This window comes from Larkinella insperata, assembly GCF_026248825.1.
Classification (GTDB): domain Bacteria; phylum Bacteroidota; class Bacteroidia; order Cytophagales; family Spirosomataceae; genus Larkinella; species Larkinella insperata.
This window is the reverse complement of sequence record NZ_CP110973.1, coordinates 2,091,523-2,114,009: the sequence shown is the minus strand read 5'-3', so window position 1 is coordinate 2,114,009 and position 22,487 is coordinate 2,091,523. Positions and strand designations below refer to the sequence as shown.

General features: G+C 53.1%; 19 protein-coding genes. 4 read left to right on the top strand and 15 right to left on the bottom strand.

What is annotated here, in order from left to right:
• Positions 1–49: 49 nt before the first annotated feature.
• Both OQ371_RS08585 and OQ371_RS08580 read right to left on the bottom strand, forming a co-directional pair.
• A complete protein-coding gene (locus tag OQ371_RS08585) occupies positions 50–1,528 on the bottom strand; it encodes a RagB/SusD family nutrient uptake outer membrane protein (protein ID WP_265993365.1) in 1,479 nt (492 codons plus the stop codon).
• Between the two features lie 19 nt (positions 1,529–1,547).
• Positions 1,548–4,511, bottom strand: coding sequence for a SusC/RagA family TonB-linked outer membrane protein (locus OQ371_RS08580; RefSeq protein WP_265993364.1), 2,964 nt, complete (start codon positions 4,509–4,511; stop codon positions 1,548–1,550).
• A 214-nt stretch (positions 4,512–4,725) separates the two neighbouring features.
• Here OQ371_RS08580 and OQ371_RS08575 point away from each other — a divergent pair, with 214 nt between their 5' ends.
• The gene (locus tag OQ371_RS08575) at positions 4,726–7,506 is read left to right on the top strand and encodes a triple tyrosine motif-containing protein (RefSeq protein WP_265993363.1); all 2,781 of its coding nucleotides are present in this window, start codon (positions 4,726–4,728) and stop codon (positions 7,504–7,506) included.
• Positions 7,507–7,560: 54 nt separating this feature from the next.
• Here OQ371_RS08575 and rpsG read toward each other — a convergent pair whose 3' ends face one another.
• From rpsG to OQ371_RS08530, 9 genes are all read right to left on the bottom strand, one after another.
• On the bottom strand, positions 7,561–8,028 hold the full coding sequence (rpsG, locus tag OQ371_RS08570; RefSeq protein ID WP_111626165.1) for a 30S ribosomal protein S7: 468 nt from the start codon (positions 8,026–8,028) through the stop codon (positions 7,561–7,563).
• 77 nt (positions 8,029–8,105) lie between these two features.
• Positions 8,106–8,531: a 30S ribosomal protein S12 gene (rpsL, locus tag OQ371_RS08565; protein WP_111626164.1), complete on the bottom strand. Its 426-nt coding sequence runs from the start codon at positions 8,529–8,531 to the stop codon at positions 8,106–8,108.
• Between the two features lie 122 nt (positions 8,532–8,653).
• The gene (locus OQ371_RS08560; protein ID WP_265993362.1) at positions 8,654–8,974 is read right to left on the bottom strand and encodes a DUF3467 domain-containing protein; all 321 of its coding nucleotides are present in this window, start codon (positions 8,972–8,974) and stop codon (positions 8,654–8,656) included.
• Between the two features lie 91 nt (positions 8,975–9,065).
• Positions 9,066–9,827 (bottom strand): imidazole glycerol phosphate synthase subunit HisF, encoded by a 762-nt coding sequence (hisF, locus tag OQ371_RS08555; protein ID WP_265993361.1) that lies wholly within the window; start codon positions 9,825–9,827, stop codon positions 9,066–9,068.
• 61 nt (positions 9,828–9,888) lie between these two features.
• Positions 9,889–10,605: a 1-(5-phosphoribosyl)-5-[(5-phosphoribosylamino)methylideneamino]imidazole-4-carboxamide isomerase gene (hisA, locus tag OQ371_RS08550; RefSeq protein ID WP_265993360.1), complete on the bottom strand. Its 717-nt coding sequence runs from the start codon at positions 10,603–10,605 to the stop codon at positions 9,889–9,891.
• 111 nt (positions 10,606–10,716) lie between these two features.
• Positions 10,717–11,310 (bottom strand): imidazole glycerol phosphate synthase subunit HisH, encoded by a 594-nt coding sequence (gene hisH / locus OQ371_RS08545; RefSeq protein WP_265993359.1) that lies wholly within the window; start codon positions 11,308–11,310, stop codon positions 10,717–10,719.
• Positions 11,311–11,494: 184 nt separating this feature from the next.
• On the bottom strand, positions 11,495–11,851 hold the full coding sequence (locus OQ371_RS08540) for a DUF5615 family PIN-like protein (RefSeq protein ID WP_265993358.1): 357 nt from the start codon (positions 11,849–11,851) through the stop codon (positions 11,495–11,497).
• Positions 11,848–12,081: a DUF433 domain-containing protein gene (locus OQ371_RS08535; RefSeq protein ID WP_265993357.1), complete on the bottom strand. Its 234-nt coding sequence runs from the start codon at positions 12,079–12,081 to the stop codon at positions 11,848–11,850. The genes OQ371_RS08540 and OQ371_RS08535 overlap by 4 nt, the downstream gene beginning before the upstream one ends.
• 48 nt (positions 12,082–12,129) lie before the next feature.
• Positions 12,130–13,056: a DUF72 domain-containing protein gene (locus tag OQ371_RS08530; protein ID WP_265994286.1), complete on the bottom strand. Its 927-nt coding sequence runs from the start codon at positions 13,054–13,056 to the stop codon at positions 12,130–12,132.
• A 181-nt stretch (positions 13,057–13,237) separates the two neighbouring features.
• Here OQ371_RS08530 and OQ371_RS08525 point away from each other — a divergent pair, with 181 nt between their 5' ends.
• Together OQ371_RS08525 and OQ371_RS08520 are read left to right on the top strand one after the other, a co-directional pair.
• Positions 13,238–15,901, top strand: coding sequence for a valine--tRNA ligase (locus OQ371_RS08525; RefSeq protein ID WP_265993356.1), 2,664 nt, complete (start codon positions 13,238–13,240; stop codon positions 15,899–15,901).
• A 228-nt stretch (positions 15,902–16,129) separates the two neighbouring features.
• Complete coding sequence (locus OQ371_RS08520) at positions 16,130–16,627, top strand: DUF3291 domain-containing protein (protein ID WP_265993355.1); 498 nt, start codon at positions 16,130–16,132, stop codon at positions 16,625–16,627.
• Positions 16,628–16,645: 18 nt separating this feature from the next.
• On the opposite strand, the gene OQ371_RS08515 is transcribed toward OQ371_RS08520, so the two are convergent.
• From OQ371_RS08515 to OQ371_RS08505, 3 genes are all read right to left on the bottom strand, one after another.
• Positions 16,646–18,010: an enolase C-terminal domain-like protein gene (locus tag OQ371_RS08515; protein ID WP_265993354.1), complete on the bottom strand. Its 1,365-nt coding sequence runs from the start codon at positions 18,008–18,010 to the stop codon at positions 16,646–16,648.
• Between the two features lie 33 nt (positions 18,011–18,043).
• Complete coding sequence (locus OQ371_RS08510) at positions 18,044–20,155, bottom strand: outer membrane protein assembly factor BamB family protein (RefSeq protein ID WP_265994285.1); 2,112 nt, start codon at positions 20,153–20,155, stop codon at positions 18,044–18,046.
• Between the two features lie 378 nt (positions 20,156–20,533).
• Positions 20,534–21,610 (bottom strand): OmpA family protein, encoded by a 1,077-nt coding sequence (locus OQ371_RS08505; protein WP_265993353.1) that lies wholly within the window; start codon positions 21,608–21,610, stop codon positions 20,534–20,536.
• Between the two features lie 188 nt (positions 21,611–21,798).
• Here OQ371_RS08505 and OQ371_RS08500 point away from each other — a divergent pair, with 188 nt between their 5' ends.
• Entirely contained in the window at positions 21,799–22,320 is a 522-nt protein-coding gene (locus OQ371_RS08500) for a D-glycero-alpha-D-manno-heptose-1,7-bisphosphate 7-phosphatase (RefSeq protein WP_265993352.1), read from the top strand.
• On the opposite strand, the gene OQ371_RS08495 is transcribed toward OQ371_RS08500, so the two are convergent.
• Positions 22,321–22,452: a hypothetical protein gene (locus OQ371_RS08495; protein ID WP_265993351.1), complete on the bottom strand. Its 132-nt coding sequence runs from the start codon at positions 22,450–22,452 to the stop codon at positions 22,321–22,323.
• Positions 22,453–22,487 lie beyond the last annotated feature (35 nt).

Genomic DNA, 22,487 nt, shown 5'->3' with positions numbered 1-22,487 from the left:
AAATCGCTATAGCCTCTTCGGCACTTGGTTTATGCAAAATAAGTGTTACTTAATAGCCTGGGTTTTGGGTCAGAACGCCCCCGCTGGCATCAATCTGCGGCTGCGGAATCGGCATCAGTTCGCTTTTCCCTTTTACAAACTGTTTACCCAGTGCCCGCAATACCGTATCCGCCCGGCCCTGCCGAACCAGATCCCAGAAACGGTCGTGCTCCATCGCCAGCTCCACCCGGCGTTCTTTCCAGATGGCCGCTCTGAGTTGTTCTTTGCTGGTGAAAGTTACATTGGGCAGAATGCCGGTGTTGTTGCCCCGCGCCCGCGCCCGAACGGAGTTGAGCGAAGTAACGGCCTGCTGCGACTGGTTCAGCTCGTTGGCGGCTTCGGCGTTCATCAGCACGATGTCGGCATAGCGTAACAAGCGGATGTTTTTGTTGGCATCCCCCAAACCGTTGGGTGATCTCGTCTCGTTCTGAGCTACATACGCTTTCTGGTTGTAATACGGGTTGACCGCGTTCGAGATGATAACCACCCCGTCGGGCATGGTTTCGCCCCGCTCGATAATGGTCGCGTCTTTGCGCGGATCGCCGGGTTCGTAGGCTTTCACCAGATCTTCAGACGGCACGTTGAAGCCCCAGCCGAATTGGCCGCGTACACTCTGCACCTCGGCGTACTGCGATCCACCGCCCCCCTGCGGCAGGGCGGCAGCCTGTACTTCAAACAACGACTCTGATGAGTTTTCGCCAGCTTCGGTAAAGATCACGTTGTAGGGCGTTTTCAGGTCGTACTGGCCCGACTGCATGATTTCGTTGGTTAGCCGCAGTACTTCGCTCCATTTGCCCTGGTACATAGATACCTTTGCCAGCCAGCCTTTGGCGGCTCCTTTGGTGGCCCGGCCCAGATCCGTCGCTGCGTAAGCGGATTTCTCCGGCAGTGCGGCAATGGCGTCGTTCAGATCTTTTTCGATTTGAGCGTAAATCTCCGCGCTGGTTGACCGCGGCACCGCCGGGGCGTCATCACCCTGAAGCTGCGTAATCAGGGGAACACCACCGAATGTCCGGACGAGGTTAAAATACAGGTACGCCCGAATCATCTTCGCTTCACCGATCAGACGCGCCTTCAGGGTTTCGTCCATTGCAATGGCCGGAACCCGCTCAATTACCTGGTTAGCTTTCGCAATGCCGAGGTATTGCCCGCTCCAAAAATCGTTTACCCCGCCGTTGGTCGACGTTAGGGTGAACATATCAAATTCGCTCAGGAAAACCGCATCGCCCGGTTCGCTGCCTTTCTCAGCATCGTCGGAGGTCATACTCGACACGGCCAGGAACGCAAACACGTGCGTTGGCCACTGGCGAAGCTGCCAATAGATGGCGTTGGTAGCCTGAACGGCCCCTTCCTGGCTGTTGAAAAAGTCGTCAGTGACCAGTTCACCCTGCGGCCTTTTCTCCAGAAACTCTTCACTACAGCCCTGCCCTACCAACAGCAGGGAACTCGCCAAGGCAATTCTTAAAAACTGTTTTGATATGGAAATCATGGTTGTTGCCTATTAAAATTTAGAAGCCAATTTGTAATCCAACGGTCGTTGTCCGGTAAACCGGTACCACGTCCAGATCAACACCCCGGCTCAAAGTGCTGCCTTCGTTGCCGCCCACTTCCGGCGAGAATCCGGAATAATTGGTGAACGTAACCGGGTTCAATGCATTGACGTACGCCCGGACGGAACGGATACCGATCGAACTCAGCAGCGTCGACGGCAGGGTGTAACCAATCTGAATGTTCCGAATCCGTACGAAAGAGCCGCTCTCGATGAAGTAATCCGACACCTCATAGTTCTGGCCGCCGTTGGTCAAGCGTGGCTGCGTATTCGACGGGTTTTGCGGGGTCCAGCGTTCCAGGGCGATCCGCTCGTAGTTTTCGTTTCCGAAACGCACGGCCCGCCGACCGTTGTAGATCTTGTTCCCGTGTGATCCCTGAAAGTCGATTCCCAGATCGAAGCCTTTGAAAGAAAAGTTGGTATTAAAGCCCCAGAACATTTTTGGGATGGGCGTTCCCAGGTAAACGCGGTCGTCGCCATTGATGACCCCGTCGCTGTTAACGTCTTCATACCGCAGGTCACCGGGCTGCGCGCCGGGTTGTGCACTGCCCCGCACTTCATCCGCCGTCTGGAAAACGCCAACCATGCGATAGCCGTAGAAGGCCCCAATAGGCCGACCTACATCCGTCAGCGTAGCCGTCCGGCCGTTACCGAGGCTACCGCCGATGATGGGAATACCGCCATTACCGAGGTTGGTGACTTCGTTCTGTACCGTCGTCAGGTTGGCATTCAGGCTGTATTTCAGATCGCCAACGTTATCATTCCAGCCCGCCGTCAATTCAAAGCCCCGGTTGTAGGCGCTGGCAGCGTTGGCCTGTACCTGTCGACCGTTTCCGATGTTAACGTTCAGAATCATGTCGGACGTCTGCCGGTTGTAGTAGTCAATCTCCGCCGTCAGCCGGTTATTCAGGAAGCCCATTTCCAGACCAATATCGGTTTGGGTTACGGTTTCCCAGATCAGGTTAGAGGTGTTGATTCCTTCCAGTGTGGCTCCCTGCTGGATGTTCTGCCCGGGTCCGAAGATGCCGTTCAACCCGCTGGTGATCCGGGAATAATACAGGTAGTTAGGAATGTTGGTGTTCCCCAGCTTTCCGTAACTGGCGCGCAATTTCAGGTTGCTGAATAACTGCTGGTTTTTCATAAACGATTCGTCGATGATCCGCCAGCCCAAACCAACGGCCGGAAACGTTGCCCACCGGCTTTCGGGCGGAAAACGCGACGATCCATCCCGCCGGAGACTCAGCGTCAACAGGTAGCGGTCCATCAGGTTGTAATTCACCCGAAACAGGTAGGACGCGTACGTAAATTCATAACTCGGAACGTCCGTTGTCTGTGCCCCGACGGTACTTCCCAGCGAAAGGAATTTCACATCGTTGCTGTAACCCGGTACGTTAAACCGGATTCCCTGCAGGAAATCGGCCCGGGTGTTCTGGGCAGTTGCTCCGAACAGGGCATTAATGTTATGGATTTTGCCAAACGTCCGATTAAATGTCAGGGTGTTTTCCCACAGCCAGGTGGTATTCAGACCGTATTCGCGCGTCAGTTTGCTCTGATCGTTCCGCTGGCTGGCCGAAACAAAATACTGCGGCAGGTAAATTCCGGTATTGTTCAGACCCAGATCCACCCCAAAGCTGGAACGCAGGGTGAACGATTTCAGAAAATCCAGTTCGCCGTAGATATTACCGACTAACTGACCGCTTTTCACGATGTTATCAGTTTCATAAGCCAGCGTAGCCGCCGGGTTGGCGACGGTGCTGACGCTCGAAAAACCGTAAGAACCGTTGGCGTTCATGGGCGCGATGGTCGGGTCGGCATTGTAAGCCGTTTGTACTATACCGCCGGGTATGTTGTTGGACTGCGACCGCGAGAAAGCTAGGTTGTTACCAAGCCGGAAATTGCTCGTCAGTTTATACGTATTGTTCACCCGGAACGTCAAGCGGTTATAGGCCGATTGCTGAACGATCCCTTTTTCGTCGTAATAGCTTCCGCTCGCGTTAAACGTCACCCGCTCATTGCCGCCCGAAGCCGTAATCTGGTGGTTTTGAATGCTACCTGTACGGAAGATGTAATCAAACCAGTCGGTTCCGGCCCCCAGCGAGCCGGGGTTTGGAAACTTGGGTTGCCCGCCCTCGTTCACCGCCACTTCGTTCACCAGCGTGGCAAATTCGCTGGCGTTGGTCATTTTTAGCTTTTTACTGAGTTGCGTGACGCCCGCGAAACCTTCATAATTGAAGGCGGTACGGCCCGATTTGCCGCCTTTCGTTGTAATAAGCACCACCCCGTTAGCACCCCGTACTCCGTAGATGGCCAGCGAAGAGGCATCTTTCAGGACATCGATGGACTGAATATCGGAAGGGTTTAGAAACCGGATGTCGTCCACAAACATACCGTCGACCACGTACAGCGGGTTACTGTTTCCCACGGTTCCAACACCCCGAATCCGCACGTTCGGAGCTGCGCCCGGTAAGCCCTGGTTGGTCGTGATCAATACCCCAGCGGCTTTGCCCTGTAGCGCCTGCGTAGCCGAAGCCACCGGTCGACTGGCAATGTCCTGGGCTTTGACCGACGAAATAGAACCTGTTACGTCTGCTTTCCGCTGAACCCCGTACCCGACCGCAACAACTTCCGTTAGGGTGGTAACATCTTCCTCCAACTGAATATCCAGCGATGAACCGCTTACGCTGCGCTCGGCCGTCTTCATGCCGATAAAACTAAATACCAGCACATCACCCTGATTGGCTTCAATGCTATACTGCCCATTAGCGTCGGTATTGGCGCCCTGCGTTGTGTTTTTAACTTGAACACTCACCCCCGGAAGGCCGGTCCCTTCGCTATCAGTCACTCGCCCACTGACTCTTTGCTGTGCCCAGGCTTGGGTTACCAGTAGCAAGAGTAGCGTCAAAAGCTGTATACTCCTCTTCATAACTTTTCCTGTAAATTATTTTATTATTTGAAGCTCAAATATAAACTAACTGGTGCCGTATAGTGTTACAAAACCGGTACATCACTACTACATCATTTTAACTAATTTTGTAGTTACACCACTCTTTATAGGTTTATTTTCTTTCCTTATGCATTAGCAGTGAAGCTGTTGTACCTTTAGCAAATTTTTTCGAGAATTTCCGTTACCCATCACCATGAGTTTCTTTAATCGGCCGGATAAGTATTTTCTTGCACTTGTCTGGTTCTTTATCTTGTCAGGAGCGGCTGCGGCTCCGGCTTCTGAGAATCGCTTCTTTGCTCCTTTCATCCGTAATTTTTCCAAACAGGACTACCAGGCTTACAACCAAAACTGGTCACTCTGCCAGGATACAACGACGGGATTTCTATACGCCGGAAATTCCAAGGGTCTGCTGGAATTTGATGGAACCCGGTGGAAACTTTACCGGCTTCCCAGGCAGGCGATTGTCCGTGCTATAGCGGTAGACCAGCGGGGGAAAATCTTTACGGGTGGGCTGGGCGAAATTGGCTACTGGCAGGCCAACCGAACCGGCGAGCTTCAGTATCATTCTTTGACGACGCTGATTCGCAGCAAGCGGTTTGCGAAGGAAGAAATCTGGAATATCGTCGTCGGCCCGGATTTCGTTTTCTTTCAGTCTTTCTCAACCGCCTTTCTTTACCGCCTTGGCCGCATGGAAGAACTTCATCTGCCGGGCAACGTCCTTTTTCTGTACGCCGTCAAGAATCGCTACTACCTGCAGGCCATTGGAAGCGGTTTGTATGAAATGATCCATGGAAAGTTTGTGCCGCTTCCCGGCACCGCATCGTTGGCTACAACGGCGGTTCATGCCATCCTGCCGCTTGGGTCAGACGGTTTGTTGATTGGTACGCACGACCACGGGTTGTTTAGTTACCGCAATGGACGGCTTGCCCGCTTTCAACACGCGGCCAGTCAGTTGCTGCAACGGTATCAGTGTAATAAAGGCCTGGCATTGCCGGATGGGCGCTACGCTTTTGGTACCATTCTGAACGGCATCGTTGTGACGGACACCACCGGAGCGATTCTGTATTCCGCCAATCAGCGGGAAGGTTTGCAAAATAACACCGTCCTTTCGCTGACGCTCGACCAACGGGAAAATTTATGGGCTGGACTCGATGACGGCATTGACGCCATTTCTTTCAGTTACCCGCTGAAATATTACAGCGATCCCAACGGGCAGCTGGGTACCCCTTACGATGCCGTTCTGTATCACAACAAGCTCTATTTAGGTACGAATCACGGGGTTTACTGGAGCGACTTTCTCCCTTCCGGGATGCCGGTTTATCACCTCGTTGAAGGATCGCAGGGGCAGGTCTGGGATTTAACGGTTCTGGACGATCAACTGCTGTGCGGACACAATTCGGGTACGTACCGGATTGCGGCCGACGGTGGCTGGGAGCGGCTATCCCAACAGGCGGGTGGCTGGCGACTGCATCCGCTGGCTTCCCGTCCTGGATTGGCCCTCCAGGGAACCTATACGGGGCTGTGTGTTTATCAGCGCGACGGTAACGGACGATGGCAGTTTAGCCATACGGTAAGCGGCTTCAACGAACCCATCCGGGAAATTTGGGAAGATTCGGCCGGTCAGATCTGGCTGCGCCACGCTCATAATGGAGTGTATGCCGTTAAACTGTCGCCCGATCTGCGGAAGGTAAGCGGGTTAAAGTGGGCGCCAACGTATCCAAAAGACGAACAACTGAAACGCAACTTTCGGATTTCCGGCGGTATCCGGCGGGTTTTTGCGGGCTGGAAAAACGAACTTCTCTTTCTGCGGCAGGACGGTAATCTGCTCGTAGCCAGACCCGACGGCCTGAAAGCCGAGTTTGCCGTCAGCAATTTTTCCTGGATGGATGACTACGAAAACATCGTGCCGCTCGACTCGGCTTATTACCTGTTGTGCTTTGAAAAAGGGTATGCCCTCCTGCCACGCCAGGAAATTTTGACGGTGAGTAACCGGCAACTGACCACAAAACCGCTGATCCGGCAACTAGCCGTGGTAAGTGGCTCGGAACAACGGTTCTTTACGTTTCGTGATGCCGCTGCTCTGTTGTCAACATCGCCGATTCTGGATGCCGAAGAAAATCACCTCGTCCTTCAGTTTAGCTTACCCGAGTCGATTCAGGAGCCGCTGTTCAGTTACCGACTGGTGGGACTGGACGATCACTGGTCTGATTTCAGCCGGGTTGCCGAAAAAGACTACGCCAGCTTACCGCCGGGTCGATACTCGTTTCAGGTAAGGTCCAGCACCGACGGTACGTTTACAGCCCTACCATTTGAAATTTTACCGCCCTGGTACCAGAGCCCGTGGGCTTACTGGAGTTATTTTTTGCTGCTTTGCGGGACGGTTGGTCTGAGCTTTTACGTTCACCGCCGACAGGTGAGCGCCCACCAGTTGAAAGTACGGCAGCAAATGGAGGAAAAGCTGGCCCGCGAGCAGGAACGGCACCGGCAGCAAATGATTCAGCTTCAAAAGGAAAAGCTGGAACAGGATGTCATTGGAAAAGCCGAAGAGCTCGCCAACACCACTATGAATCTGATTCACAAGAATGACCTGTTAATCAAGTTAAAAGACGAAGTTGAGAAGCTGAAAGACGAAGTGCAGCAACGGCAAGCCATTGATCGGGCGACGGGACATATTAACCAATTGATCAAGCTGATTGATTCCAATCTTTCAAGCCGGCAGGACTGGAAAGTGTTTGAGAAGAATTTTAACAAGGTCCACGAGCAGTTTTTCAAGCAGCTGCTCAGTCAGTACAGTGGGTTGACACCCGACGACCTGCGGCTGGCGGCTTACCTGCGCATGAACCTTTCGAGCAAGGAGGTCGCCAAACTTCTCAACATTACCGTACGCGGGGTTGAACTGAAACGGTATCGACTTCGGAAACGGTTGAATCTGGAACCGGAAGCCAACCTGAATGAATTTATGATGGCATTCTAAACAAAAAGGCCACTCGGAATGAGCGGCCTTTTTGATAAATCGAACTCGGTTGGATTAGAACCGGAAGTGCGAGAAAGCCTTGTTGGCTTCAGCCATCCGGTGCGTGTCATCCTTCTTCTTAACGGCAGCGCCTTCACCTTTTGATGCGGCTATGATTTCCGCAGCCAAACGATCTACCATGGTTTTCTCACCACGTGAACGGGCATACTTGATCAGCCATTTCATGCCTACTGATACTTTGCGATCAGGACGCACTTCCGTTGGAACCTGGAATGTTGCACCACCCACCCGACGGCTTTTTACCTCAACTGAAGGCATTACGTTGTTCAACGCCTTTTTCCATATATCCAGACCGTTGTCGTTGGTTTTTTTCTCAACCAGCTCGAGCGCGTCGTAGAAAATGGCGTACGAAAGGCTCTTTTTCCCTTCGTACATGAGGTTGTTTACAAATTTCGTTACCAGCGTCTCCTTGAATTTAGGATCGGGTAATACGTATCTCTTTTTTGGTTTTGCCTTTCTCATGATCTTCAGATGATAAATCTTACTCTAAGCGCTGCGCATCTTTTCAACGCTCAGTCAATTTAAAATGAAGGGGTAACTTATTTTTTCTTACCTCCTCCTTTTCCGCCTTTCGTCGGAGCCGCTACCTGACCTGGTTTCGGACGTTTTGCACCGTACTTCGAACGAGCCTGTTTCCGGCCGTTTACACCGGCGGTATCAAGCGCACCCCGAACGATGTGGTAACGAACCCCTGGAAGGTCTTTTACCCGACCACCGCGCACCAGCACGATGGAGTGCTCCTGCAGGTTGTGGCCTTCGCCCGGAATATAGGCGTTCACTTCTTTGCCGTGCGACAGACGCACACGGGCTACTTTACGCAAAGCCGAGTTTGGCTTCTTGGGGGTGGTGGTGTACACGCGCGTACACACGCCACGACGTTGTGGGCAAGAGTCCAGCGCCGGTGACTTCGATTTGAATGTCAGCTTTTCGCGGCCCTTGCGTACTAATTGTTGTATCGTAGGCATTTTATCAGAATTGGTATTACTACAGTCCTCCGCAAAAATAGGAGTGCAAAATTAGTCAAACCGGACGGAAAACCCAAACGCGCGGTGAATTAATTTTCAGTATTTCGCTGGACATTACCGAATTAGGCTTCGCCGATGGGTCCGCCAAACTGTGTCGGGAACCGAAAGGCTTCTTCCGCACCGTTGATCGACCCGTAGCTGTCTTCAAACTTGCGAATATTTTCTTTCAAAGCCGTCAACAGACGCTTGGCGTGTTCGGGCGTCAGGATGATACGGGATTTAACCTTTGCTTTGGGAACGCCCGGCATCAGTCGGATAAAGTCAATAATGAATTCGCTGTTGGAATGCGCAATCATGGCCAGGTTGGCGTAAATGCCTTCCGCAATTTCTTCCGTCAATTCAACGTTGATCTGACCTTCCTGATCAGGTTCTTGGTTTTCCATTTGCTTTGTAGGTAAGAGTCAAATATACACAACTCCCGACGGTTTTCCGCAGTTCGAAGCCGACCGGTTAATTTATTGTACGACCAATAAGTCAGTCGGTGGTGCGCATGGGAATTCCCTGATTGCTCAGATACCGCTTTAGGGCCGGAATCTCGATTTCCTTGAAGTGAAAAATGCTGGCCGCCAGCCCGGCGTCGGCTTTCCCGCTGGTAAACACATCGACAAAGTGCTCCATCGAACCGGCCCCGCCCGACGCAATCACCGGAATGTTAGCCGCGCCGGAAATCTGCGCCGTCAGTTCGAGCGCAAAACCGGCTTTGGTGCCGTCAGTGTCCATCGACGTGAGCAAAATTTCCCCCGCCCCCCGGCTTTCAATTTCTCTCGCCCAGGCAATCGTCCGGATTTCGGTCGGTTTCCGCCCGCCGTGCGTATGAACAATGTGTTCTCCGTCGACAAACCGGGTATCGATGGCCACCACAATACACTGACTGCCGAATTCCTGCGCCAGTTCATCCACCAGCGCCGGATTCCGAACCGCCGAAGAATTGATGGAAACTTTATCCGCCCCGGCGTTGAGCAGCGCCGACACGTCCGCTTTCGACGAAATGCCTCCGCCGACCGTGAACGGAATGTTGACGACATGCGCCACCCGTCGGACCAGTTCAATCAGCGTCTTGCGCTCGTCGACGGTCGCCGTAATGTCCAGAAAAACCAGTTCGTCGGCCCCCTGCCGGGCATAAATTGCGCCGAGTTCAACCGGGTCGCCCGCGTCACGCAGGTTAACAAAGTTGGTGCCTTTTACGGTCCGCCCGTCTTTGATGTCGAGGCAGGGAATGATGCGTTTGGTCAGCATACGTTAAAGTGCCGTTGTTTAGAGTTAACTAGGCATAAACTCTATGTAACAGCTGTTCTCATTATAAAAACTTCGACAATTCCTTCAGCTCCACCCGGCCTTCGTAGATGGCTTTTCCAACGATGACGCCGAAAACGTTCATGTCCGCCAACACCTCCAGATCCTGCATCCCGCTGACGCCCCCGCTGGCGATGATGTTCAGAGCGGGGAACTGATCCTGCATGGTCCGGTATAGCTCAAACGACGGCCCTTCCAGCAAGCCGTCTTTGGCAACATCCGTGCTGATCACGTATTTTATCCCCTTTTCCACATAGTTTTCCACAAAGTCGTACACCCAGACCTCCGTGGATTCTTCCCAGCCGCTCACCGCAATTTTCTCGTTTTTAGCGTCTGCGCCCAGAATGATCGCTTCCGGACCGTATTGACTCAGCCACCGCTCGAATACGTCCGGTTTTTTAACGGCGATGCTGCCGCCCGTTACCTGCTTGGCCCCGCATTCAAACACGATCCGCAAATCGTCGTCGGATTGAACGCCCCCGCCAAAATCGATCTGCAGCCGGGTTTTGCCCGCAATCAGTTCCAGCACTTTCCAGTTGATGACGCGTTTCTCTTTGGCACCGTCGAGATCGACCAGGTGCAGGCGCGTCAAACCGGCATCTTCAAATTGCTGGGCCACTTCGAGCGGGCGGGCGTTATATTCTTTCTTCTGGCTGTAATCGCCCTGCGTCAGCCGGACGGCTTTGCCATCAATGAGGTCAATTGCGGGTATAATGTGCATTTTTTTAGACAAAAGAGCCGCGACGGCGGACCGTTAAGACAAGAGAGTTGAGACAAGAGGATGTTTTGACGGTTTTTGTTCGTCTTTATTCTCTTGTCTATCTTCTCATGTCTATAAATCTATTTTTAAAAAATTTTCCAGAATCCGCTGGCCGATGTTGCCGCTGATTTCGGCGTGAAATTGGGCCGCGTAAAAATTTTCCTTCTGCAGCATGGCGCTAAACGGCCGAACGTAGTTGCAAACCGCGGTGGTTTCCGGGCAAACGTCGGCGCAGTAGCTGTGCACAAAATAGACGTAGGCATTATCCGGCAACCCTTCGGTCAGCGGTCCTTTCAGTTCCGTCAGGCCATTCCAGCCCATGTGCGGCACTTTAAAACCGGGTGTTGCCGGAAACCGCCGGACATCGACATCGAACACGCCCATGCAGGTGGTATCGCCTTCCTCCGAATACCGGCAAAGTAGTTGCATCCCGACGCAGGTACCCAGCACCGGCTGTTTCAGAGACGGGATGACCCGGTCCAGCCCCCGCTCGCGCAGGTAGGCCATCGCGGTACTGGCTTCACCGACACCGGGAAAGATCACTTTATCGGCCGAGCGAATTTCGGCTTCGTCGTCGGTCAGCAGGTAACTGGCGCCGATGCGGTCCAGCGCGTACATAACCGACTGCACATTTCCGGCGTTGTATTTGATTATGACGGTTTTCATAATAAAAAACCCGGCTCGTGGCAGAACCGGGTCTGGTATCGGGAATTCGTTGTTTCGTTGCTCAACCCCAAAAACGCATCCGTTCTGCCGTACTAACAGACAGAATGATGATGGTAACGAATGGTTTCTGCGGAATTCATAGGGCAAATGTAAACCGGCCCGTTATAAAATCAAAACATTGTTGCTAGTCGGTACGAATACGCCGTATTCTGATTTTGTCAACCGTTATTGTTGTAAAACAACCAATCAAATCTTCTATTCTATTTATGAACAACTTTACCAGAATTTCCTTCATTCGACCCGTGTCTCTGAAATCATAACGCAGGAAAACAACACTAATGTCTGTCACATGATGGGCAAACACCCATTCGCCAAAATCTTTGTCTTCCGTCAGAATGATGCGGGGCGGATTGCGTGACGCTTCAATGATAACCTCATCCCGAATGCCTCGCCGGGTTTCATACACAGAATCAGTTTCAATGCCAGCCGCCCGAATTGCTTCAATGAGGGTGTGATCAATATTCTCATCGGCGATGATCATGCCGCGTTCAAATGAATCACCTCTTCGTTAGCCAGCACATCAGAAGCATACAGTAAAGCCGCCTGAATATCTTTCTCTTCCAGATGCGGATACATAACCAGCAAATCTTGTACCGCTGCCCCCTGAGACATTTTGCGCAGCAAAAGTTCAACCGTGATTCGGGTTCCCTTGATAACCGGCTTTCCCAGCATAATCTGATGATCAGCAACGATTCGTTCTTTATAATTCATAGCCCGGTTCTTTAATATCCTAAGATAGCAAATCTCAGGACAACTATATCAAAACAAACTGCCCTGAACCACTTCTGGCCGAATCGTTGGCTCCTGCAGGTTCAGGCCGCAAACGGCGTTAAGCCGCTGCACCCAGTACCGAATCAGGTCGGGTGTCGTGTCGTTTTCTTCCCCGCCGTGAATAAACAGATAAGCGGTTTGCAGCCCCTTGCCAAACCAGGTGTGTAGGCGTTCCACCCAGGCGTCGGCCCTTTCCTGATCCGTCCGGTGACCATCGTTCGCCACAAACCGTAGCACCAGATTCGGACTGGTCAGACTCATGTGCAGCACATCCCGCCGACCGGCCACGTCACTCATGACCACATGGCGGTGCAGGGCGCAAAGCCGTTCGAGCGTTTGCTGCCAGACGCCCGGTTTGCGAAACCAGTCGGGATGCCGAAACTCCACGGCCACTTCCAGATCGTCGGGCAAGCTTTTCAGGTATTTTTCGAGCACCGGCCATTTATCCGGTCCGAAATTCGGCGGCAGTTGCAGAAAGGTGGTGCCCAGAAATTCTTCCAGACTCAGCACGGCATTGACGAATTCCTCCGTCAGCGATTCGGCGGCCACCAGCGCCCGCTCGTGGCTGATGGCCTGCGGAAACTTGGGGCAATAGACAAACCGGGGGCGGATCGACGAACTGGCGGCTTCGGTTTTCCACTTTTCGATCATCCCCGCCGTCGGAATCTGGTAGTGCGTGCTGTTCAGTTCAATGGTATTGAATTGCTGGGTGTAATAATGCAGGAAATCCCGCTCTTTGGCCTGCGACGGATAAATTCGGCCTACGTACGTTTTATTCGACCAGAGCGGCCCGCCAATAAATACTTCCGGAGCCGCGGCCGGCTCTACCTTGTCCCAAACCGTCTGATTGAAGGGCGAGTCGGCCGGTAACGTAAAGTCAACGGTATCAACGTTGGGCAGTTTTCCGAAGTCCATGAGCGTAGAAAGATGGTCGTGTGAACGTAAAACCACCAAATCCGGTGTTTCGTTTTCGCGCCCGTTCTGAATTGACTAATTTTGTGGATGAAATAGACAAGAGAAGTAAGACAAAGGAGAAAAGACTTAGCCAATCGGAACAATCTTTTATCTCTAGTCTCACCTCGCACTTCGCATCGACATGATTTCAAAGACGTATAATCCGAAAGACATCGAGGAAAAGTGGTACCAGTACTGGCTGGAAAACCGCTTTTTTCATTCCATTCCCGACGAGCGCGAACCGTACACCATCGTCATTCCGCCCCCGAACGTAACCGGGGTGCTGCACATGGGCCACATGCTGAACAATACCATTCAGGACGTGCTGATTCGGAAAGCCCGGATGCAGGGCAAAAACGCCTGCTGGGTGCCGGGAACCGACCACGCATCCATTGCAACGGAAGCGAAAGTGGTGGCGATGCTGAAGGAGCAGGGCATTGAAAAACGTGACATTGGCCGGGAGAAGTTTCTGGAACACGCCTGGGAATGGACCCACAAATACGGGGGTATCATTCTGAAACAACTCCGCAAGCTAGGTGCGTCCTGCGACTGGGACCGTACGCGCTTCACCATGGAACCGGCGCTGTACGATGCCGTCATTGACACGTTTGTGGATCTGTACAACAAAGGTCAGATTTACCGGGGTGTTCGGATGGTGAACTGGGACCCGCAGGGCCGGACGGCGGTTTCGGATGAGGAAGTGATTACCAAAGAGGTTCAGCAGAAACTGGTTTACATTCGGTACGAAATTGCGGGCAGTGCCGAGTCGGGCGGTGAGCCGGATTACATCACCATTGCCACGGTTCGGCCCGAAACCATCATGGCCGATGCTGCCATCTGCGTGAACCCCAACGACGAACGGTATGCGCACCTGCACGGCAAAAAAGCCCTGATTCCGCTGATCAACCGGGAAATCCCGATTATCACCGACGACTACGTGACGATGGATTTCGGTACGGGTGGTTTGAAAGTAACGCCCGCCCACGACCCGAATGACTACGAACTGGGCATCAAACACCGCCTGCCGGTGATCGACATTCTGAACGACGACGGAACGCTGAACGAAAAAGCGCAGATTTACGTCGGCCAGGACCGGTTTGCGGCCCGGAAAGCCATCATCAAGGAACTGGAAGAAAAAGGGTATCTGGTTAAAGCCGAAGAATACAAATCGAACGTCGGGTTTTCGGAACGGACCAACGCGGTTATTGAGCCAAAGCTGTCGCTGCAGTGGTTTCTGAAAATGAAGGAGATTTCGAAACCGGCGCTCGAAAACGTCATGAACGATACCGTTCAGTTGCACCCGGCAAAGTTCAAGAACATGTACCGCTCGTGGATGGAAGCTCCGCACGATTGGTGCATCAGCCGTCAACTCTGGTGGGGCCACCGGATTCCGGCGTTTTACATGAAAGATGGCACCATCATCGTTGCCAAAACCAAGAAGGATGCCCTGCGGATTGCCCGCGACAAATACCAGTTGTTTGCCTTGAGCGAAACCGACCTGACACAGGACGAGGACGTGCTCGACACCTGGTTTTCGTCATGGCTCTGGCCGATGTCGGTTTTTCTGCCATCCAACGACTCGAACGATCCGAAAGCCGCGCCGGGCGATTTGGATTATTATTATCCCACCAATGACCTAGTTACCGGCTTTGACATTATCTTTTTCTGGGTTGCCCGGATGATTATGGCAGGTTACGAATTCAAGGGTCAGGAACCGTTTCAGAATGTGTATTTTACCGGAATGGTACGGGATAAACTTGGCCGTAAAATGTCGAAACAGTTAGGAAATTCACCGGACCCCATTGACTTGATTGAACAATTTGGGGCCGACGGTGTGCGGACGGGTATGCTGTTCAGTTCCCCGGCGGGCAACGACTTGCTGTACGATGAGAAATTGGTGGAGCAAGGCCGTAATTTCTGCAACAAAATCTGGAACGCTTTCCGGTTGGTGAAAGGCTGGCGGGTGAGCGAAGATACGTCGGTGGTTGAAAAACCGCTGGCAGTTCAGTGGTTTGAATCGAAGCTGAACCAGACACTAATCGACCTGGAAGACCATTTCAGCAAATACCGGATGTCGGACGCCCTGCAGACCGTTTACAAGCTGATCTGGGACGATTTCTGTTCGCAGTACCTCGAAATGATTAAGCCGGGCTACGAGCAGCAGGATCAGGTCCGGCCCATCGACCAGGTTACGTACGACGCGACGATTAATTTTTTCGAACGACTCATGAAGCTGGCGCATCCGTTCATGCCGTTCATTACGGAAGAAATCTGGCAGGAGGTGAGCGAGCGGAAAGAGGGTGAAAGCATCTGCGTTTCGGATTACCCAACCGCCGGAGCCGTTGACAAGGCGTTGCTGGCGGATTTTGATACCTTGTTCGAAATCATTTCTGCCGTTCGGAATTTGCGGAACAGCAAGCAGATCAGCCCGAAAACCGCCCTTCCGCTGGCAATCAAAACCGACGACGCAGCCCGTTTCCGGCCGCTCGAAAGTTTGATTCAGAAACTGGCGGTGGTTTCCGAAATCAGCTACGTTACCGAAAAAGCTGAAGGGGTATCTTTCCTGATTAAAAGCACGGAGTTCTTCGTCAACATCGCCGGAGAAATTGACGTTGAGCAGGAACGGGCCAATATTGAGAAGGAATTATCCTACGCCAAAGGTTTTCTGGAGTCGGTAATGAAAAAGCTGTCCAACGAAAAATTCGTGGCCAACGCCAAACCGGAAGTCATCGAACGCGAACGGCAGAAACTGGCCGACGCCGAAGCGAAAATCAAGACGCTGGAAGAGAACCTGGCGGCTTTATAGTACCGTACATTTGTTACAACGTAGTCCGTGTTTTGCGCTTCCGTCCGGGAAATGCAGGCACGGACTATCTTTTTATGGCCTGCCCACTAGCATCGGGAGCTTCTGTAAGCCCGCTTACCGCCCGTACTTCGCTACGGCTATTTCAAGCGGGACTTTTGGCAGTTCAGGCAGACCGGCGTTGAACGGACGTCCGCACCGTCCCAACTTTGGCTCCTCAACTGCTCTTTTATGGCTACCTATCAACTTGCCCAGGTCAACGTCGCCCAGATGCTGGCTCCCCTTGACAGCCCTCTGATGGCCGACTTCGTTGCGAACCTGGACCCCATCAACGCGCTGGCCGATCAAAGCCCCGGCTTCGTCTGGCGGCTTAAAACCGAAGAAGGAGACGCTACCGCAATCCAGGCCTTCGACGATAACCTGATTCTGGTCAACCTCTCGGTTTGGGAAACGATAGACGCTCTCAAAAACTATACGTACCATACCGCCCACACGGCCATCATGAAGCGTCGCCGGGAGTGGTTCAGTAAGTTCCAGGGCGCTTATATGGTTTTGTGGTGGATAGAAGCCGGTCATTTTCCAACTCCGCTGGAAGCCCGCCAGCGGCTCAATGCCCTGAGCCAGTTGGGCCCTACTCCTTACGCTTTTACGTTCCGCCATTCGTTTGAAAGCCCGGCGTCAAATACGGAAACAAAAAAATCTGGCCCCACCGAAGTGAGCCAGATTTAGACCATTCTACGCTAAGAATCAAGGCCGCAGCATGGTGCCGTCATTTTTGCGGACGGTCCAGCGGGATTTGGTGCCGATGGGGTATTTGGCGGCTTCCTTCTCGTTGATGTCGATGCCCAGCCCCGGCGATTCGCTTACAGTGTAATAGCCGTTCTTGATCGTCGGACAGCCCGGAAAGACTTCTTTCACGCGGTCATTAAACATCTGTGACTCCTGAATTCCGAAGTTCCAGACGGCAATGTCAATGCTGTTGTTGGCTGCGTGACCGACCGGCGAGGTATCACCCGGACCGTGCCAGGCCGTGCGGATGTTGAACCACTCACCCAGCCGGGCCACCTTCATGGCGGGGGTAATGCCGCCAATCTGCGAAATATGAATGCGGATGTAGTCAAACCACTGGTTCACCATCGGTTCCTTGAACTCGTTGGTGTTGTTGAACAACTCGCCCATCGCAATGGGCACCGAAGTCGTTTGCCGCAGCGTTTTAAACCACTTCATGTTTTCGGGCGAGAACGGGTCTTCGATGAAAAACGGGCGGTATTCTTCCAGTTGCTTGATCATGTTGATGGCATCCATCGGTTCGGTCAGTTCGTGCATGTCGTGCAGCAGTTCTACGTCCTCCCCGCACCGCTTCCGAACCACCTCGAACATTTTGGGCACGCGCTTCAAGTAGGTTCGCTGATCGGAAAAATCGTCGGACTCCTTGCCAAATCCGGCGGCTTTGAAATCCGGTTTGAGTTCGGCCATCGCCCCAACGCCCCCGTAACCACCCTGCTGAATCCGGATGTGCCGGAATCCCTGCTCCATAAACTGCTGAACCTTGTCGGCAATGGCTTCGGGCGTCGGTCCGCTGGCGTGGGTGTACGTATCAACGGCAATCCGGGCTTTTCCACCCAGCAGTTGATACACCGGCATGTTGGCCCGTTTGCCCTTGATGTCCCACAACGCCTGATCCAGCCCGGAAAGTGCGTTGTTCAACACCGGGTCGTTGCGCCAGTAGGAGCTGACGTAAGCCGCCTGCCACATATCCTCGATGTTATCCACATCTTTGCCCACGCAAAATTCATTCAGGTAGGTGTTAACGGCCGGAACGACCACCAACGCCCGTTGGGTGAAGGTGGCGCAGCCCAAACCGTACAGCCCCGGCTCCGACGTTTCTACTTTGACGATCACCAGGTTAGGGCCGCCCGGCGCGGTGGTAATGGCCCGGACGGATTTAATCGTGACGGGAGCCATACCTTTGGCGTAGGACGGGGTAACGTACTTCTCGGCGCGGGCCTGGGGACTGTCGAACAAGCCGAAAATGCCGGCCGTCGAACCCAAGCCGAGCATTTTCAGGGCGTTCCGGCGGGTGTTTTCGTTTTGAATTTCAGAATTTTTCATGATTGGGTTTAGCAGATTAAGGATCGTAAAAAGTTATTTCAAGGCGAACGCGATGTAGTTCCCGCCAATCTTCTGCCCTCTCCCACCACCGGCAGCAATCACCACGTATTGTTTACCGGCCACTTCATAGGTAATCGGGGTGGCAAAACCGCCCGCCGGAAGCTGGTATTCCCAGACCACCTTACCCGTCTTTTTGTCGAACGCCCGGATTTTTTCGTCTTTGGTTCCGGCGATGAACACCAGCCCGCCCGCCGTGGATACCGGCCCGCCGTAACTGTCGGTCCCGGTGGTTGGCACGCCTTTTTTGGCCAGTTCCGGGTACTCGCCCAATGGAACCCGCCACAGATACTCGCCGGTGTTCAGGTCGATGGCGTTCAACGTACCCCAAGGCGGCTTGATTCCGGGATAACCATTTTGATCCGTAAACCGTCGCCAGACTTTGCTTACGTAGGCCGGCTGGTACGGAAAGCCACTTTTGCTCGTCGCAGCCGTAGCGTTCGGTTGGTTATTAGCCACCTTCGGACCGGTTTCCTGGTTCAGCAGAAAGCTGACGATGGCGTCGCGGTCCTTTTCCGGCAGGTGCTGGAATGACGGCATCCGGCCGCTTCCGGTTTTCAGAATGGCTTTAATTTCGTCGGCCGAGCGCTTTTTACCAATATCCACCAGGGGGGGCAGTTCCGGGCCACTACCTTTCCGGTCCTGCCCGTGACAGGCGGCACAATTGGTAACGTAAAGTGCATTCCCGGCGGTTATGGGTGCTTCCGGTTTATTCAGACTGGCCCGTTCTGCCATAATCAGCTCCCAGGGCTCTTCGTTGGCATTCTGATAAAGAATCCCGTCTGCATCAATCGAGTTGCCGCCCCATTCAGCGCCCCCGCTGTAGCCAAACAGCAGCGTACCCGTTGTGCTCGGGGGAGCAAACTTGTGGTCGGTGCGAATTTTCTCAAAACGCTCTTTCACAAACGCGTGGGCTTCCGGCGAGAGATTGGTAATGTCGGCTTCGGTGTAAACCTGCCGGGTCAGCGGCAGCGGTTTGAGCGGAAATTTCTGCGTGGGATACGGATGTTCGCCCGGTAACCCGTTGGTTGGTACCTTGCGTTCCTCCACCGGAAACAGCGATTCGCCGGTGTCGCGGTTGAGCACGTACACCTGCCCGTCTTTCGTAGCCTGCACGACCGCATCTACCCGTTTTCCATTCCGGTTCAGCGTGATCAGATTCGGCGGACTCGGATGATCGCGGTCCCAAAGGTCGTGGTGGATGGTTTGGTAATACCATTTCAGCTTGCCGGTTTCGGCATCGAGCGCCATGATGCAATTGGCAAACAGGTTGGCCCCTTTTCGGTCACCGCCGTAGAAATCCGAAGCGGGCGAACCCGTCCCGAAGTAAACGACGCCCCGTTTTTCGTCGAGGGACAGACCGCTCCAGTTATTAACGGCCCCGATCTTTTTGTAGGCGTCTTTCGGCCAGGTATCATAGCCAAACTCGCCGGGTTGCGGAATGGTGTGGAAAACCCATTTCAGTTTACCGGTTACCACGTCGAACGCCCGGATGTGCCCCGGAGCCGCATCGCCCGATTCGGAAACGCTCGACCCCATCACCACGGTATTGCGGTGAATAATGCCGGGCGTTGTGGCTGTCACCGACAGCTTGCTCACGTCATGATCCAGGTTTGTCTGAAGCCCCTGGTGCAAATCCACCCGCCCGTCGTTGCCGAAACTGTTGATGATCTGACCGTTCTGCGCATTGACGGCGTACAGGCTTGCTCCTACGGTGTACAGAATGCGCTTGTTAGCCCCGTTTTCCCAGTACATAACGCCCCGGTTGGAGTTCAGCCGGTCGTCTTTTGAAGGTTCAAATTTCCAGAGTTGCTCCCCCGTGTCGGCCCGGAGGGCAAAGAGTTTTAGTTCAGGGGTTGTTCCATACAGAATACCGTCGATGACGATGGGTTGGCATTGGATCGCGCGTTCTCTCCGGCGGCCGTTTGCATCGGGCTTTTCGGAGGCATCGTACATCCAGGCCACCTGCAACTTACTAACGTTCCCGGTGTTGATCTGGGTGAGGGGCGAGTACCGATTACCGGCTTTATTCCCGCCGTAATTGGGCCAGTCGTGACCGGCTTCCAGCCGGTGTATCACTTCCTGCATTCCGTATAACAGGCAGCTTCCCAAAACCAGCCCCGTTAGAATTACCTGGCGGGTGGTGGGCAAAAAAGCCACTGATACCAGCCTGCGTTTGGCGGTCTGGCTCGGTTTTTTACGTTTCATCAGAGGGTTTAGATTTTAACTTCAGGGCTACGTACTAGTGATTACGCGCCGGCCGCTCAAAGGCGCACGTCCTCCAACCAGCCGAATGGTAAAAGAAAGGTTGGAGGCCATCCTACTAGGCATTCTGGTCCGTTTTTAACTCATTGCCCACAGAAAGTCCACCAGCGGATCGCTGCAAGATTTCGTTGCCGCTGAAAAGCGTTGCTGATTTACCAAAACCAGCGCTTTTGAGTTCGTGTACTCTATTGTTGTGTAGCTTTATTTTAGAATGGTTACTTCCACCCGGCGGTTTAGCCGGCGGGTTTCCTCGCGTGAATTATCGGCAATCGGTTTGCTGCCCCCGTACGCTTTGGTCTGGATTCGCGCCGACTGGATGCCTTTGTTTACCAGATAGCTTTTAACGGCATCAACCCGTTTTTGGGCCAGCGCCACGTTTAGTCTGGGGTCGCCAACATTGTCCGTATGGCCCGCCAGTTCGATTTCCATGCCCGGATTCCGGTTCATAAGGGCCACCAGCGAATCGAGTTCCGGGTACGATTTGGGCTCAATTACGTAAGCCGACTGCTTAAACAGCAGGTTATTCAACCGGTAGGTCCGGCCCGCTTCCACGTTCGATCCAAAGTTTTCCACCTTTCCCGCCGGGGCTGGTTTGGGCGACTCTCTGCGCGGTATCTGAGCGATCACCGAGTCCGGTGGCGTTACTACTTTGGGCAACGGTTTCTTTGCGGGCGCAGGCGTGGGTTTTGGAGCCGGTTTGACTGGTGCCTTCCGAACGGGCGGTTTGGAATTTTTCAAGTCATCCCGGTAGACCATTACCCGCAGATCGTATACGTTGTACGGCCACTGCGAGCTGACTCCCCCCAACGGATTCCGGGGATCCACCCGCCCTTCATACCGCTCAACGTCCTGCTCAATCATATCAACGGAAAGCACGTTTTTACCCGGCCGCTCAAAGTGAGCCTCACACGTAATGCTCCTTACGTCGCGCAGACGAACACCGCTCGGATCATCCAGTATGCTTCCCACCAGTTCCCCGTCCGCCTTGATATTTTTGATGTACAACAGGGCATACTCCTGCTGGCTTTTCGTGTCGAACAAACGCCAGCAATTGGGGTGCCCCGGACCGTAAATCGTAGCTCGCTGAGCGTAGTCCCGGTCTTCCGCGACGAAAAATACAATCATCTTGTGGTTGGTGTATTCCACCTTTACCACTTTTCCGCCCCCTTTTACATTCCGCTGGGGTGGGTCATAGTCGCGCTGGACAATCTTCTGCGCCCGGGCCGACTGTAGTACACCAAAACCCAAAAACCATACAATCAGAAACCATTGTTTCATTATACTATTTTTTCGTCTTACTTTCTAACGCATAAATCCCAGTCTATAAACACATTCCGTTCGGTTTTTTTGTTAACGTCCTCTAAAAAAATAGCATTTTATTACTAATTGTTGCAAATAAAATACTATTTATACGAAACAATTAGCGGTAGAGAATCCGTTACCGATAAATAACCGTATTCCACACAATGAGTAAATGTATTTTTCTGGATCGTGACGGCGTATTGAACGAAGACCGGACCGACTACGTGTACCGAGTTGAAGATTTTATTATTCCGGAAGGAGTCGTTGAAGGTCTACAACTGCTGAAGAACGCCGGTTATTTATTAATTGTAGTTACCAACCAGGCCGGAATTGCCCGTGGTATTTATTCGCGCAACGATGTAATGCGGTGTCACGAGTATCTGCAGGAGCGGTGCGGTCATCTGATTGACGACATTTATTACTGCCCGTACCACCCTGATTTTGATACCCAGTCGCTGCTTCGGAAACCCGATTCGCTGATGCTGGAGAAAGCGATTGCCAAGTACAATATCGATGTTAGCCGGTCGTGGCTGATCGGCGATGCCCTGCGCGATATGCAGGCCGGTCAGCGCGTCGGCGTCCGTACTGTGCACATCACGCACGAAATACCAAAGCCGCCCGTTGGGGATCAACAGGCGGCCAATCTACTGGAAGCGTCAAAAATGGTCGTAAATGCAGCTTTTTAATTAAGCTACCTGCTTCACCGGAGCGGGATGTTTCGGCTGCAATTGGCTGTCATAAGCCGGGCACGACCGCCGTGCGCAAGAACCGAGCGATACGAGGGCAACCAGGCCCAGAACGATGCTTATCTTTTTCATTTCTTCTTTCGTTTTCTGTCCACAACCATTCGAAT